12 protein-coding genes are annotated in these 14410 nt (G+C 63.0%); all 12 read right to left on the reverse strand.

The features are described 5' to 3' along the window. Positions 1 to 23: 23 nt before the first annotated feature. Positions 24 to 1679 (reverse strand): GMC family oxidoreductase, encoded by a 1656-nt coding sequence (locus AC1DUU_RS00550; protein ID WP_476781452.1) that lies wholly within the window; start codon positions 1677 to 1679, stop codon positions 24 to 26. A gap of 10 nt (positions 1680 to 1689) precedes the next feature. Next, a complete protein-coding gene (locus tag AC1DUU_RS00555; RefSeq protein WP_476781453.1) occupies positions 1690 to 2466 on the reverse strand; it encodes a 3-ketoacyl-ACP reductase in 777 nt (258 codons plus the stop codon). Then, entirely contained in the window at positions 2463 to 3971 is a 1509-nt protein-coding gene (locus tag AC1DUU_RS00560; RefSeq protein ID WP_476781454.1) for a GMC oxidoreductase, read from the reverse strand. Before AC1DUU_RS00560 ends, AC1DUU_RS00555 begins: the two co-directional genes overlap by 4 nt. A 1-nt stretch (position 3972) precedes the next feature. Next, positions 3973 to 5088 (reverse strand): ABC transporter ATP-binding protein, encoded by a 1116-nt coding sequence (locus tag AC1DUU_RS00565; protein ID WP_476781455.1) that lies wholly within the window; start codon positions 5086 to 5088, stop codon positions 3973 to 3975. A gap of 4 nt (positions 5089 to 5092) precedes the next feature. Then, entirely contained in the window at positions 5093 to 5974 is an 882-nt protein-coding gene (locus AC1DUU_RS00570) for a carbohydrate ABC transporter permease (protein ID WP_476781456.1), read from the reverse strand. Beyond that, positions 5971 to 6888 carry a carbohydrate ABC transporter permease gene (locus AC1DUU_RS00575; RefSeq protein ID WP_476781457.1) on the reverse strand — a complete coding sequence of 306 codons (918 nt, stop codon included), beginning with the start codon at positions 6886 to 6888 and terminating at the stop codon, positions 5971 to 5973. The genes AC1DUU_RS00570 and AC1DUU_RS00575 overlap by 4 nt, the downstream gene beginning before the upstream one ends. 65 nt (positions 6889 to 6953) lie before the next feature. Further along, positions 6954 to 8207, reverse strand: a complete 1254-nt coding sequence (locus tag AC1DUU_RS00580; protein WP_476781458.1) for an ABC transporter substrate-binding protein — start codon at positions 8205 to 8207, stop codon at positions 6954 to 6956. Between the two features lie 91 nt (positions 8208 to 8298). Then, positions 8299 to 9819 carry an aldehyde dehydrogenase family protein gene (locus AC1DUU_RS00585; protein ID WP_476781459.1) on the reverse strand — a complete coding sequence of 507 codons (1521 nt, stop codon included), beginning with the start codon at positions 9817 to 9819 and terminating at the stop codon, positions 8299 to 8301. Then, positions 9819 to 10598, reverse strand: coding sequence for an enoyl-CoA hydratase/isomerase family protein (locus tag AC1DUU_RS00590; RefSeq protein WP_476781460.1), 780 nt, complete (start codon positions 10596 to 10598; stop codon positions 9819 to 9821). Before AC1DUU_RS00590 ends, AC1DUU_RS00585 begins: the two co-directional genes overlap by 1 nt. Continuing rightward, positions 10591 to 12201, reverse strand: a complete 1611-nt coding sequence (locus tag AC1DUU_RS00595) for an acyl CoA:acetate/3-ketoacid CoA transferase (protein ID WP_476781461.1) — start codon at positions 12199 to 12201, stop codon at positions 10591 to 10593. The genes AC1DUU_RS00590 and AC1DUU_RS00595 overlap by 8 nt, the downstream gene beginning before the upstream one ends. A gap of 4 nt (positions 12202 to 12205) precedes the next feature. Next, the gene (locus tag AC1DUU_RS00600; protein WP_476781462.1) at positions 12206 to 13207 is read right to left on the reverse strand and encodes a Gfo/Idh/MocA family protein; all 1002 of its coding nucleotides are present in this window, start codon (positions 13205 to 13207) and stop codon (positions 12206 to 12208) included. Further along, positions 13204 to 14241: a LacI family DNA-binding transcriptional regulator gene (locus tag AC1DUU_RS00605; protein WP_476781463.1), complete on the reverse strand. Its 1038-nt coding sequence runs from the start codon at positions 14239 to 14241 to the stop codon at positions 13204 to 13206. The genes AC1DUU_RS00600 and AC1DUU_RS00605 overlap by 4 nt, the downstream gene beginning before the upstream one ends. Between the last annotated feature and the right edge of the window lie 169 nt (positions 14242 to 14410).

A 14410-nucleotide genomic window follows, 5' to 3' on the forward strand; every position in this document is an offset into this window, starting at 1 on the left:
CGCAGCTGGCGCCGGCAGTACGCCTAACTCACCTCGGCGCGCGCTCGTGGCCGCGCGTCGTTGCGCTCATGGGTGAAAATGGCTGGGGGCAGCGGCTCGCGATTGCGGATGATGTCCGCGCCCTTCTCGCCAACCATGATCGTCGGACCGTTGGTGTTGCACGAAGGCACGCGCGGCATGATCGAGCTGTCACAGACGCGCAAGCCTGCAATGCCATGCACCTTCAATTCGAGATCAACCACCGCCATGTCGTCGGTGCCCATTCGGCAGGTGCCGACGGGGTGATGGTCGGTCTTGGCGTTGGCACAGCCATAGTCGAACAGGTCTTCGTCGCTGACTTTGCCCGGCCCAGGCAGGCGTTCGGCCAGCACGAACGGCTTGAGCGCGGCCTGCTGCATGATTTCGCGCGCGACCTTCAGCCCTTCGATCGACATCTTGCGGTCATGTGGATCGCTCCAGTAGTTCGGGTCGATCAAGGGCGCTGCCGCGGGATCGCTCGACGCAAGCCGCACGGTGCCGCGCGAGCGCGGATGCAGATAGGCCGAGTTCAGCGTCACACCGGCGTTCTTGAGCCGCTCAACGCCCGCCTCGATGCCCGAGCCAAGCCCGAGATGAAACTGGATGTCGGGCGAACGCGCGTCGGGGTCGGCATACCAGAAGCCGCCGGTCTCAAACAGGCTCGACGTCACCGGTCCGGTGCGGAACAGCACATATTGCAGGCCGGCCCACAGCGTGCGGTGCAGCTTGGCGACATTGTCGTAGGTGTGATCGCCCGTGCATTCGGAGATGACGAACAGGTCGAGATGATCTTGCATGTTCTCGCCGACGCCCTTGAGGTCGTGAACGACTGTTACACCTACGCCCTTCAAATGATCGGCCGGGCCGATGCCCGACTGCAGCAGAAGTTTCGGCGAGCCTATCGCGCCTGAGGTGACCAGCACCTCGCGCTCGGCGCGGATGAACTCGACGCTATTGCCGTGGGCCACTTCGACTCCAACCGCCCTGCCCTTTTCGACCACGATGCGCGTCACGCGTGCGCCTGTGCGAGCAGTGAGGTTCTGACGGTTTTTGATCGGATCGAGATAGGCCATGGACGCCGACGAGCGGCGCTTGTTGCGCTGGGTCAGCTGGTAGAAGCCGACACCCGCCTGCTGGCGGCCGTTGAAGTCGTGGTTGTAGGGGATGCCTAATTCCTGGCCGGCACGAATATAGGCATCGCAGATCGGCAGTGCCGCCGACGGCATCGAAACGCCGAGCGGACCGCCATAGGAATGATAGTCGTCGGCAAAACGCTGGTTGTCTTCCGAGCGCTTGAAATAGGGCAAAACCGAGCGGTAGTTCCAGCCGGTACAGCCGTCCTCGCGCTCCCATAGATCGTAGTCGGTGGCGTTGCCGCGCGTGTAGAGTTGCGCGTTGATGCTCGACCCGCCGCCGATGACCTTGGCCTGGGTGTAGCGCAGCACGCGGTTTTTCATGTGCTTCTGCGGCACGGTCTCCCAGCCCCAGCTGGCCACGCCCTTGGTCATCTTGGCGAAACCCGCCGGCATGTGGAACAGCGGATTCCAGTCGCCGCCGCCGGCTTCAAGCAGGAGCACGCGAACATCCGCGTCCTCGCTCAGCCGGTTGGCGAGCACGCAGCCGGCCGGCCCGGCGCCTGTGATGATGTAGTCGTAGGTCATCTCGAAACTCTCAAAGTCGCGCGACCGACAACGCACCGTCGGCCTTGATGATGGAACCGGTGGCGAAACCGAAGGCGCCGCTGGCAAGGGCTGCCGCGATGCGTCCGATATCGTCGGGCTCGCCCCAGCGCCCGGCCGGCACCAGCCCTTCGGCGATCAGCCGGTCGTATCTTTCCGTAACTTTCGCCGTCATGTCGGATCGGATGATGCCGGGACGGATCTCGAACACATCGATGCCGGAGCTTGCCAGCCGGAGCGCCAGCCCCTGGGTGAAGGCGGCGAGCCCAGCCTTCGACATGCAGTAGTCGAGCCGCTCGGGCGAGGTCATCTCCGCCGAGATCGAGGTGATGTTGACGATCGAGCGCCGCTGGCCTGGCTGCGGCATGGCCAGCATCATCCGCAGCACGGCTTGCGTGAAAAACACCGTGCCGCGCAGATTGACCGCCATGATGGCATCGAAATTCTCGGGCGTGAGTTCGAGGAAGTCGCCGCGCACCTTGGAGGCGATGCCGGCATTGTTGACCAGGCAGTCGAGCCGCCCGAAATGCTCGACGATCTTGGCCACCGTAGCCGCATGGCCTTCGATCCCGGCGAGGTCCGAGGCGACGAACAGTACCTTGGCACCATGCTTTTCGAGGCCGGACACAGCGTCGGCCGCTGCCTGGTCCTCCTCGCGGTCGGTGATGGCGAGGTCGAAGCCCGCTTCGGCCAAAGCCTTGGCAACCGCAAGTCCGATGCCCCGGCGCGCGCCGGTCACGATGGCCACGGGTTTCGCCTGGATGCTCATGCCGCAAGCTCCTTCCTGGCAATATGGTCGGCGACGCGCAGCGCCTGTGCTGCGATCGTCAGGGCCGGATTGACCGCAGCGGACGTCGGCAAGAAGCTCGCGTCGACCACAAACAGGTTCGGGTGGTCGAAGGCGCGGCAGAAGACATCGAGCGGCGCATCTTTGGGATCGGTGCCGATGCGCACGGTACCGCATTGGTGTGACGGCGTGCGTTTGTCGAAGGCGCGGGAAACCACGATCGGAAAGCCCGCGCTGCGCAGCACGTCCTTGAGCTTCCCCACCAGCCGCTCATGCGCCTCCCAGTTGCTGCGCACCCATTTCAGCACGATGCGATCGCCGTCGACCATGACGCGGCTTTCGGGCGACGGCAGGTCCTCGCTCATCGCGTAGAAGTCGATCGAATGCGCGGTCACCCGGTTGAGCAACCACTCGGGCACCGAGGGCATGGCGCCCTTCAGGATAGTGCCCGAGATGCGCCCGAGCAGCTGTACATTGCCGAGCGGCGGACCGCCCTCGCCGTCCGATAGATAGAAATCGTTGAAGCCAAAGGTCTTCTGGTAGATCGAGTCATTGCGAAACCACGGGCTCAAGGCGATCACCGCCGTCGAGTTGTGGTTCATGAAATTGCGGCCGACCTGGTCGGAGCTGTTGGCGAGACCCCTAGGATTCGCGTCGTTGGCCGAGCGCAGCAGAAGCACTGCCGACTGTACCGCGCCCGCCGACAGGATGACGAGCTTCGGCTTCAGCACCCGGCTCTCGCCATTCTGCGTGAAATGCACGGGAGCAATGTTGCGCCCGTCCGCTCCGGTCTCGAGCCGCGTTACCTTGGCACCGGTCTGTAACTTGACGTTCTCATGCTTCAGCGCGATCGCAAGTGCCGCCGTCTCGGCATCCATCTTGCCGTCGAAACTGTTGGGATGCGCGTCCCACGGCGTCTTGCCCTTGGCGAGCCAGCGCTCGATGTCGACACCCAGCGGCAGCGAAAAAGGATGCACGCCTTTCGCCTTCAGGCGCGCCCGCACCTTTGCAATCGCTGGTTCATCGGCGACAGGCCTCAGCCCATAGGGCTTCGAATGCACGGGTTCGGTCGGGTCTTCGCCAAGTGCGCCGCGCACCTGGTAAAGCGCCTCGGCCAGGCCGTACCAAGGCTCCAGTTCCTCGTAAGGGAACGGCCATGCCGGCGACACACCTTCGAGATGCTGCATCTCTGCGAAATCCTCGCGGCGATAGCGTGTCAGCACGGCACCGTAGAATTTCGAATTGCCACCGACATTGTAGTAGTTGCCGGGATTGAATCCGGTACCGTCGGCCTCATACCAGGTCTCATCAGGGCGGAAATGGCCGCGCTGGAAGATGGCACGCTGGTCGCGGTTTTCGGGGCGGTCCTCGATGTGGCCGCCGGTCTCCAGGATCAGGATCTCGGCGCCGGTCGCAGCAAGGCCAGCGGCGACCGTAGCCCCGCCGACACCTGAACCGATGATGACGATGTCAGGCGATCCAGGCATTTCAGGCGATACGCAGCTGGCTCGTGGGGTCGAAGAAGACCGCCTTGTCGAGGTTGAAGGCGAGCTTCGTCTTCTGGCCTGCATGTATGGCCGCGTCAGCACGCAGCCGCGCGACCACCTCCTTGCCGCCCAGCTTGGTGACGGCGAAGGTGTCGGAGCCGGCCGGCTCCACCACCTCGATCAGGCACTCGCCTTCGGCGATGGATTTGGCGTTGCGGTCGGCGCCATCAGGGTCGGTCAGCGCCTCAGGCCGCACGCCGAAAATGATCTCCTTGCCGGAATAGGCGCCGAGCGCGCCGTTGGCCACCTTGATAGGCAGTGCCAGCGGCTGATCGCCAGGGCGATCGAGAATGACACTGAGACCACCCGCACCGCCTTCGAGACGGCATTTGAGCAGGTTCATCGCCGGCGAGCCCATGAAGTCGGCGACGAACATGTTGGCCGGGCTGTTGTAGATCTCGGCCGGAGTGCCGAACTGCTGCAACACACCGTCCTTCAGCACGGCGATCTTGGAGGCCAGCGTCATCGCCTCGATCTGGTCATGGGTGACATAAACGATGGTCGTTTTCATGCGCTGGTGCAGGCGCTTGATTTCGGTGCGCATATCGACGCGCAGCTTGGCGTCGAGATTGGACAGCGGCTCGTCGAACAGGAACACCTGCGGATCGCGCACCAGCGCCCGGCCCATGGCGACGCGCTGACGCTGGCCGCCGGAAAGCTGGCTCGGCTTGCGGTCGAGCAGATGGCCGATCTGCAGGATGTCGGCGACGGTCTTGATCGCCTTTTCGCGCTCGTCCTTGGGCACGCCTCGAATTTCCATGCCAAAGGCGATGTTCCCCGCAACCGTCATGTTCGGGTAGAGCGCATAGGATTGGAACACCATGGCGATGTCGCGCTTGGACGGATGCAGCCCGGCCACCGACTTGCCGTTGATGGCGATCTCGCCCGAGGTGATCGGTTCGAGTCCGGCAATGGTGTTGAGCAGCGTGGACTTGCCGCAGCCCGACGGGCCGACCAGCACCAGGAAACCGCCCTTGTCGATCTCGATGTTGATGTCCTTGAGGATCTCCACCTGGCCATAGGACTTGTAGAGATTGCTGATCTTGAGAAACGACATGGGCTTACCCCTTGACCGCGCCGGCCATCAGGCCGCGCACGAAGTAGCGTCCGGAGACGATGTAGACGATGAGGGTGGGAAGGGCCGCGAGGATCGCACCGGCGAAGTGCACGTTGTATTCCTTCACGCCGGTCGACGAGTTCACCAGATTGTTCAGCGCCACCGTGAGCGGGATGGAGTTGAAGCCCGAGAAGGACGAGCCGAACAGGAAGTCGTTCCAGATGTTGGTGAACTGCCAGATGACGGTGACGACGATGATCGGCCCCGACGACGGCAGAAGGATGCGGCGGAATATCTGGAAGAAGCTGGCACCGTCGATCTGTGCCGCGCGGATCAGCTCGGTTGGAAACGCCTCGTAATAGTTGCGGAAGAAAAGCGTGGTGAAGCCAAGGCCGTAGATGGCGTGGATGAGCACCAGCCCGGTGATGGTGCCGGCAAGCCCGGTGAGGCCAAGGATGCGGGCCGAGGGGATCAACACGATCTGGAACGGAATGAAGCAGGCAAGCAGCATCATGCCGAAGACGATGCTGTCACCCTTGAAGCGCCACTTGGTCAGCACATAGCCGTTGAGCGCGCCGAGGATGGTGGAGATGGCGACCGCAGGAACGACCATCAGCACCGAGTTGATGAAATAGGGCTTGAGCCCGACCGGCTGCACGCCGATCTGCGCCGTCGACCATGCGGACAGCCAGGGCGCTATCGTCCATTGCTGCGGCAACGCCAGCATGTTGCCTTGCCGGATTTCCTCCAGCGGCTTCAGCGAATTGACCACCATGACGTAGAGTGGAAGCAGGTAGTAGATCGCAAACAGGATGAGCACGACATAGATGATGGCGCGGGCGAAGATGCTGTTGCGGGTGGCGACGTCTTGGGAAGCAGCGCTCATTTTTTCTTCCCCCCGAGCTCGGAATAGAGATAGGGCACGATGATGGTGAAGATCATCATCATCATGATGATCGCAGAAGCGGCGCCCATGCCCATTTCGTTGCGTCCGAATGTGAATTTCTGCATGAACAATGCCGGGGTCCAGGTCGCGGTGCCGGGGCCGCCGTCAGTCATCGCCACGACAAGGTCGTAGGACTTGATGGCGAGGTGGGCGAGCACCACGAAAGCCGAGAGGAACACTGGGCGCATCAGCGGAATGATGATGCGGCGGTAGATGGTGAGCGTCGAGGCGCCGTCGATCTGGGCGGCCTTGATGATCTCATTGTCGACGCCGCGCAGGCCGGCGAGGAACATCGCCATGACGAAGCCCGAGGACTGCCAGACCGCGGCAATGACGATGGTGTAGATCGCCATCTTGCCGTCCTTGATCCAGCGGAACGAAAAGCTTTCCCAGCCCCATGACTGCATGACGTGCTCAAGCCCGATGCCCGGATCGAGGAACCATTTCCAGGCAACGCCGGTGACRATGAACGACAACGCCATGGGGTACAGGTAGATCGGCCGCAGGAAGCCTTCGCCGCGGATCTTCTGGTCGAGGAAGATGGCAAGCGCCAGTCCGATCGCGCTGCACACGACGATGTACAGCACCGAAAAGATGGCGAGGTTCTTGAGGGCCGTGATCCAGTTGGGATGGTTGAACAGCCTGACATAGTTGCCGAAGCCGACCCAGGTCGAAAAATCAGGCAAAAGCTTCGAGCCTGAGAACGACAGGAAGGCCGTGAAGATGATGAAGCCGTACACGAAGATAAGGATCACCGCGAAGCTCGGCGCCAGCACGAGCTTCGGCAGAAGATCCTGCATCGTCGCGCGCGGGTTCGCTACCGCGCGGGGTGCGGTCGTCGTAAGATCGGCCATGGGTCCAGCCTCTGGGTTGATCTGGTAAAGGGTGCCCCGGCCGAAGCCGGGGCACTGGGCTAAACTTAGCCCTTGGCTGCGGCAACCGCTTCGGCCAGCGCTTGGGCCGCGGCCTTGGAGTCGATGTCGCCGTTGTATTGGCGTGTGATGACGTCATACATGGCGTTCTTCACTGCAGCTGGGCTGGCATGGCCTTGGGACATCGAGCCGAACAGCGTGCCTTTCTCGTTGGCTTCGGCAAGGTCCTTGATGGCTTTCTTGCCACAATCGTCGAAAGCCGTATCAGGCACATCGGTGCGCGCCGGCGCCGAGCCTTTGACCACGTTGAACGACGACTGGAACGCTGGGTCTTCGATGTCGGCAGCCATCTGCAGCTGCGCCTTCTTCTTGTCGTCGCCGACCTTGAACATCATGAACATGTCGGAGTTGAAGGTGACGGCGCCCTGCGTGCCGGGGAAGCGGATGCAGACGAAGTCGGTACCCGGCTTCTTGCCAGCATTGACAAACTCGCCCTTGGCCCAATCGCCCATTATCTGCATGCCGGCCTTGCCCTCGATGACCATGGCGGAATCAAGGTTCCACTCACGCCCGGAGAAATTGCTGTCGACATATGACTTGAGTTTCGCCAAGCGGTCGAAGGCTTCGACCATCTTGTCCGAATTCAGTGCAGTAGGGTCGAGGTCGATCATCGACGCCTTGTAGAAGTCTGGACCTAGCGACAGCACCACGGAGTCGAACATCGTCGACGCGTTCCAGGCATTGCCGCCGCCGACGATCGGGATGATGCCGTTAGCTTTCATCTTGTCGAGGACAGCGATCAATTCGTCCCACGTCTCGGGCGCCTTGCCTCCGGCAGCGTCGAGGGCGGCCTTGTTGATCCAGACCCAATTGGTCGAGTGCACGTTGACCGGTGCTGCGATCCACTTGCCGTCATGCTTGGCGAAGTTTTGCAGCGCGCCCGGAATGACCTTGTCCCAGCCTTCCTTGTCAGCCATTTCGCTGAGGTCGCCAACCACGCCTTGCTTGGCCCAGTCGGTGATGTCGAAGCCAAGTGCCTGCACGGCTGTGGGTGGATCGCCTGCGGTGACGCGGGCGCGCAGCGCGGTCATCGCGGCTTCGCCGCCGCCGCCGGCAACTGGCATGTCCTTCCAGGTCACGCCCTGGGCTTCCAGGTTCTTCTTCAGCACGTTGAGTGCAGCAGCTTCACCGCCCGACGTCCACCAGTGCAGCACTTCCACACTTTCATCGGCATGCGCCATCGGCATCGGCGCGGCAAACAGCGCCGCAACAGCTGCCGTACTCATCAAAAACTTACGCATTCCAGTTCCTCCCGGTTGCAAGTTCCTCACGCACGATTGCGTGGCATAAGTTCCCTTCGGCCCCGCCTCGGGGAATTCCTCCTCTTGACCGTCAGGCCCGTGCCTCCTTCGGCATCCAGTGGCCCGTGCGCGGTCCGATATGCATGTTGAGCGTCTTGGTCTCGGTGTAATCCTCCACCGCATGGCGGCCGAGCTCGCGGCCGATGCCTGACTGGCGGTAACCGCCGAACGGCAATTCGGAAGCGCCGTCCATGAAGGTGTTCATCCACACGGTGCCTGCGCGTACCCGCCGGCCGACAGTCAGGCAGGTATCGAAGTCGCGGCTCCAAACGCCAGCCGACAGGCCATAGTCGATCGAATTGGCGATGCGGATCGCCTCGTCCGTGGTCTCGAAGGTAAGTACCGAAAGCACCGGTCCGAACACCTCCTCGCGCGCCACCGCCATGTCGGGGGCGACCGACGACAATATCGTCGGTTCCATGTACTGGCCAAGGCCGAGATCGGCGGCGGAACCACCGATGGCGACGTCAGCGCCACTGTCTCTCGCACCTTTCACGTAAGTGACGATCTTCGCAAGATGCTGCGGCGTGATGATCGCACCAACCTGCGTTTCGGGGTCAAGCGGATCGCCGACCTTGACCTTGGCGGAGAGGGTTGCAATGCGGCTGGTAACGTCTTCGGCGATGTCGCGATGGACGATCAGGCGCGAACCGGCGTTGCAGCATTCGCCTGCATTGAAGTAGGCGCCGAACACCGCCGCATCGACGAAATCGTCGAGATTGGCATCGGGGAAAACGATCTGCGGGTTCTTGCCGCCGAGTTCCAGCGACACCTTCTTCAGCGTCTGCGCCGCGTTCGCCATGGTCAGGCGCCCAATGCCAGTCGAGCCGGTGAACGACACCATGTCGACATCGGGATGGCTGGTCAGCGGCGCGCCGGCCTCGAGGCCGGTGCCGACGATGATGTTGACCACGCCAGCCGGAACGCCGGCTTCGAGCAGAATCTCGCCGAGCACCAGCGTCGAGCCTGAGGTCAGCTCCGACGGCTTGACCACCGCAGTACAGCCGCCGGCGAGCGCGAAGGGCAGCTTCTGGCTGACGATCAGGAACGGGAAATTCCACGGTGTGATGATCGAAACCACGCCGATCGCCTCGCGCAGAACCACCCCCAACGTGCCGTCGCCGAGCGTGTTGTAGCTCTCGCCATGCAGGTCACGCGCAAGGGCAGCGGCATAGCGCCAGATGTCGGCGGCCCCGGCCAGTTCTCCCTTGGCCTGCGAGATCGGCTTGCCCGATTCGATGCAGTCGAGAAAAGCAAGTTCGTCCGCCCGCGCAGCGATCATATCGGCGGCGCGCAACAGGATCAGCGAACGCTCGGCACCGGTCATCCGCGGCCAGTGGCCGTCGTCGAACGCGCGACGAGCTGCCGCAATGGCCCGCTCGGCATCGGCCTTTGTCGCCGCCTGATAACGGCTGACGACAACGCCATGTCCGGGGCTTGCGCGCTCGATGGTCGTGCCGGTCGAACCGGCGACCCATTTGCCGTCGATCAGCATCTTGAATTCACGAACCTTGAAACCGTCGAGCGGCTTGGGGCGCATCAGGACCGTCATTACCATTCTCCCGAAAATTTCGCCGCGCGCTTCTCGCTGAAGGCGGCAAGCCCTTCCTTCAGGTCGCCGGTCTTGGCGACGAGAATCGAGCCGAGCGCCTCGACGGCGGTTCCATTGTCTTCGCCATTGGCGGTGGCGATCATCAGCTTGGCGATTTCGACCGCCGCCGGACCACGCGCTGCAATGCGGTCTGCGTATTCGCGCGCCGCTGTCAGCGCCCCACCTGTTTCAACAACCTTGTCGACCAGCCCAAGTGCTGCGGCTTCTTCGGCGGAAAAAACCTCGCCGCCCAGTGCCATGCGACGCACGACCTGCGCACCTGCTCGGCGCACCAGCCGCTGCGTGCCCGACCATCCCGGCACCATGCCGAGCCCGGTCTCGGGCAGGCCGATCTTAACGTGCCGTTCGGCGATGCGAATGTCGGCCGCAATGGCAAGCTCCAGCCCGCCACCCAGCGCATGGCCGTTGATTGCCGCGATCAAAGGCACGCGCAGCGTCGCCAGCCGCTCGAACACACGATGGCCGAAGCGCACCCAGGCATGGCCGAACTCGCTCGGCGTCATCGCGCCCCAGGCCTTGATGTCGCCACCGGCCGAAAACGCCTTGCCCTCACCGGTAAGGATCGCGACACGAACGTCAGCATTGGCCTCGACCTCGTCACAGGCAGCCGAGAGCGCCTTGAGCATATCGATGTCGAAGGCGTTCAACTTGTCGGGCCGCGCCGCGGTGATGACCGCGACATGGCCTGAGACCTCGACCTTGATGCGCTGGTCAGCCATTGATACCACCAAGGGTACGCGCGGCCCTGCGCGGTAGTTTGAGCCCGATCGGCGCATCCGCAAACAATGCCGCGTCCATCAGCTTGAGCTTGTCGGAAACAATAAGCGGGAATTCCGACTGGTCGAGGATATGCGCCCTAAGGTCGACGCCGGGCGCGATCTCGGTGAGCACGATGCCGTCGACCGTCAGCTTCATCACGCAACGCTCGGTGACATAGGTGACGTCCTGGCCCTGCTCGACGCCGCGCCGGCCCGAGAAGGTGACGTGCTCAACCTCGTTGACCAGCTTCTTGAGTTTTCCTTCTTTGTCGATGACGAGCTTGCCGTTTGCGATGTCGAGCTTGGCACCGGCATTGAACATGCCGGAAAACACGATCTTCTTGGCCCGCGCCGTGATGTCGACAAAGCCGCCCGCCCCTGCCGTCACATGCGGCCGGAAGCTGAGCTTGGAGACATTGACCGAGCCGCTGCGGTCGATCTCCAGGAACGACAACAGCGATGCATCGAAGCCCGCACCCTGGAAATAGGTGAACTGGTAGGGCGACGGCATGAAGGCGTCGGCATTGGACGCGCAACCGAAGGCAAAATCGAGCAGTGGTACGCCGCCGACTGCCCCTTGCTCGATCACCCAGGTGACCTCGCCGTGCAGGCCTTCTTCGAGCAGGATGCGCGGCACATTGGCCGAGATGCCGAAGCCGAGATTGACGGCACTACCAGCCTCGAGCTCCTGCGCGACGCGCCGGGCTATGACCTTCTGGATGTTGAACTCCGGCACGCGGAAGCTGTCGAGCGGGCGCATGATCTCGCCCGAAATCGCCGGGTCGTAAGCCGTCTGCGTCGTCTGCTTCTGGTCGGGATCGACAACGATATAGTCGACAAGCATGCCGGGCACGCGCACGTCGTGCGGCCTGAGCGAGCCGTCCTTGGTGATGCGCTTGACCTGGGCGATGACGATGCCGCCATTGTTGCGCGCCGCAAGCGCCTGGTCGAGGCCGCCGAGATAGGCACCCTCATGTTCATAAGTGAGGTTGCCGCGTTCGTCTGATGTCGTCGCCCGGATGATTGCCACGTCAGGCGTTATGACCGGGAAATAGAGCCAGTCTTCGCCTTCGAAATTGATCTTCTTTACCACCGGTTCGGCGGCGGCCTTGGCGTTCATCGCGCAGCCCTGCCGATCAGGGTCTACGAAAGTGTCGAGCCCGATCTTGGTCAGCACGCCCGGACGCTTGGCCGCCGCCTCCCGGTGCATGTCGAACATGATGCCGGAAGGCACGTTGTAGGCGGCGACTTCCTCGTTGCCGATCATCTGCCAGATCAGCGGCGGCTCGGAACTTGACGGCCCCGAGGGGTAGGAGCCGCCGATGATCTTCTTGAGCAGGCCCTTCTTGGCGATGTGGTCGACGCCCTTGATGCCGCTCATGTCGCCTGCAGCGATCGGGTGCAGCGTCGTCAGATCACGCGGATGACCTGACGCCTCGAAGCGTTCGCCGATGGCCTTCAACATCAGATCGGGGCAGCCAAGACCGCTCGACGACGAGACCGAAACGACTGCGCCGTCCGGGATCAGGCTTGCCGCTTCAGCGGGCGTGATGTGCTTGCCCATCGCCTCAGAGCCCCGGTTCGATTGCAATCGCAGCACCCGTCGCAGCCGATTTGGCGACGGCAAGCCCGGTGGCCAACGACCACACGCCGTCCTCGCCGCTTGCCGCTGGCGCGCCATTGCCGGCGACGGCATTGTGGAAGGCCGAAAGTGCCGCTTCGTAGAGATTGTGCTGGCCGAGCGGCAGTTCGCGCTCGCCCTCGGCATTGCGCAGGACGACCGAGCCAACAGGCTTCTGCGTCATCACGTTGCGCGCGATCAGCGATCCCTCAGTGCCATGCACCTCGAAGCCGGTCTCGGCGAATTTGGTGGTAAAGGCGTCGTGAAATTGCGCGATGACACCTGATTTGAAGCGCAAAACGCCCATCACGCCGTCTTCAAGCCCGCGCATTCCCATGCCGCCGCTCTGGCTCAGCGCAATCGCTTCGACCGGATCGTCGCCCAGTACAAAACGCAACGTGTCGGCGTCATGCACCGTAATGTCGAGGATCACGCCGCCGCCAGCCTGCGGCTTGTCGAGCCGCCAACCCTGGAGATGCGGCGGCAGGTAGACGGCATGGAACACCCGTGCGGCCAGCGGCTTGCCGATGCGCCCCGAAGCGATGGCGTCACGCATGGCACGGTGGCTCGCCGCATTGCGCAGATGGTGGTTGGTCGCCATGACAACGCCGRCCTCGCGGGCAGCGACGACCATCGCCTTGGCATCGTCGAGCGAAAGCGCCAGCGGCTTTTCGCACAGCACATGCTTGCCGGCGCGCGCTGCGGCAATAGCCTGATCGTGGTGCAGTTCGTTGGTCGTGGAGATGTAGACGGCATCGATATCAGGATCGCCAAAGATACCGTCGAGCGAAGTGACCGATTTGGCGATTCCGTTCGCCTCGGCATAGGCACGGCCGCGCTCGGCATTGGTGCTCATCACCGAAACGATCTCGCCGCCGGTCGCCCGGATCGCGCCGATCACCCATTCCCTGGCGATGGTGCTCGCCCCGATCAGACCCCAGCGCGTCATGCCATAAGCTCCTTGACCCGTTGCGGCGCACCGCAGCTTTCGCGCACCACCAAACGCACCGTGGCCACCATTGCCTCGGCGTCGAAATCACCGGCATTGATCTGCTTGAGCAGAAGCTGTGCCGCCCGCCTGCCCATGCCTTGCGGATCGACGGAAACGGTGGTCAGCGCCGGCACTGCCGTCTTGGCCTCGATCACGTCGTCGAATCCGATTACGCCAAAATCGACACCCGGCTCGATGCGCGCGCTGCGCAGGCCATCGCAAGCGCCGAACGCCACCGCGTCGTTGAAGCAAAGGGCCGCTGTCGGCCGATCGGCCATGGACAGCATCCGCTCGACCGCCGCCACACCTCCGGCGCGCGATGGCGCCGAGCTGATGACCAGCTCTTCCGAGGGATCCAGGCCAGCTTCGCGCAGCGCATCGCGAAAGCCGCGCATCCGTTCTTCGAAGACGGCGGTGTCGTTGAAGCCGCCAAGGAAGGCGATGCGCCGATGCCCGAGTTCGACCAGGTGCCGGACCGCCGACATCGCACCGGCATGGCCATCGGAGACCACAGATGAAACTTTTAGGCCGGGCACGTTACGCGCCACGAGCACCACCGGAATGCCACTATCGACCAGCGGCTTGAGGTCGGCGGCTGTCGTGCCTCGCGCCGGCGACAGGATCAGCCCGGCCATGCCGTGCTCGCGCATCGAGGCGATCACCTCGCCCTGCCGGTCGGCGTTTTCGGAGGTATTGGCCATGAACTGGATGTAGCCGGCAGACTGCACGACCATATCCATGCCGACGGCAAGTTCGGCAAAGAAGCTGTTGGTCAGGTCGTTGACGACGATGCCGACGATCTTGGATTTTGACTGCCGGAGATTGGCAGCGCCACGGTTGTAGACGTAGCCAAGCTCGCGGATGACGGCACCCACCTTGGCTCGCGTCCCCTCGTTCACCAGTGAGCTGCCCTGAAGGACGAGCGACACGGTCGATTTCGACACGCCAGCGGCGTGCGCAACATCGACAACTGTCACTTTCGGCTGCTTCAACTCGATCCTCCCGGCGGGACTTACGGCCCGTTATTCGAGTCCAATAATTGGAACGTTCCAAACTGTCAAGCATCACGAGGCTTCGGAAGCTTGCGCCTTTCCGGCAGCGCCGAGCCAATGGTGCAACTTCGGCATCCACATTCCGAGCCCCTGTCGTGGGCGTTTGCAG

The organism is Aminobacter sp. P4_H6_2, from assembly GCF_056400805.1.

Coding starts and splice junctions, on each gene's coding strand:
- AC1DUU_RS00595 (WP_476781461.1), bottom strand. CDS start 12,201: ATGGGCAAGCACATCACGCCCGCTGAAGCGGCAAGCCTGATCCCGGAC.
- AC1DUU_RS00550 (WP_476781452.1), bottom strand. CDS start 1,679: ATGACCTACGACTACATCATCACAGGCGCCGGGCCGGCCGGCTGCGTG.
- AC1DUU_RS00555 (WP_476781453.1), bottom strand. CDS start 2,466: ATGAGCATCCAGGCGAAACCCGTGGCCATCGTGACCGGCGCGCGCCGG.
- AC1DUU_RS00570 (WP_476781456.1), bottom strand. CDS start 5,974: ATGAGCGCTGCTTCCCAAGACGTCGCCACCCGCAACAGCATCTTCGCC.
- AC1DUU_RS00560 (WP_476781454.1), bottom strand. CDS start 3,971: ATGCCTGGATCGCCTGACATCGTCATCATCGGTTCAGGTGTCGGCGGG.
- AC1DUU_RS00585 (WP_476781459.1), bottom strand. CDS start 9,819: ATGACGGTCCTGATGCGCCCCAAGCCGCTCGACGGTTTCAAGGTTCGT.
- AC1DUU_RS00565 (WP_476781455.1), bottom strand. CDS start 5,088: ATGTCGTTTCTCAAGATCAGCAATCTCTACAAGTCCTATGGCCAGGTG.
- AC1DUU_RS00590 (WP_476781460.1), bottom strand. CDS start 10,598: ATGGCTGACCAGCGCATCAAGGTCGAGGTCTCAGGCCATGTCGCGGTC.
- AC1DUU_RS00580 (WP_476781458.1), bottom strand. CDS start 8,207: ATGCGTAAGTTTTTGATGAGTACGGCAGCTGTTGCGGCGCTGTTTGCC.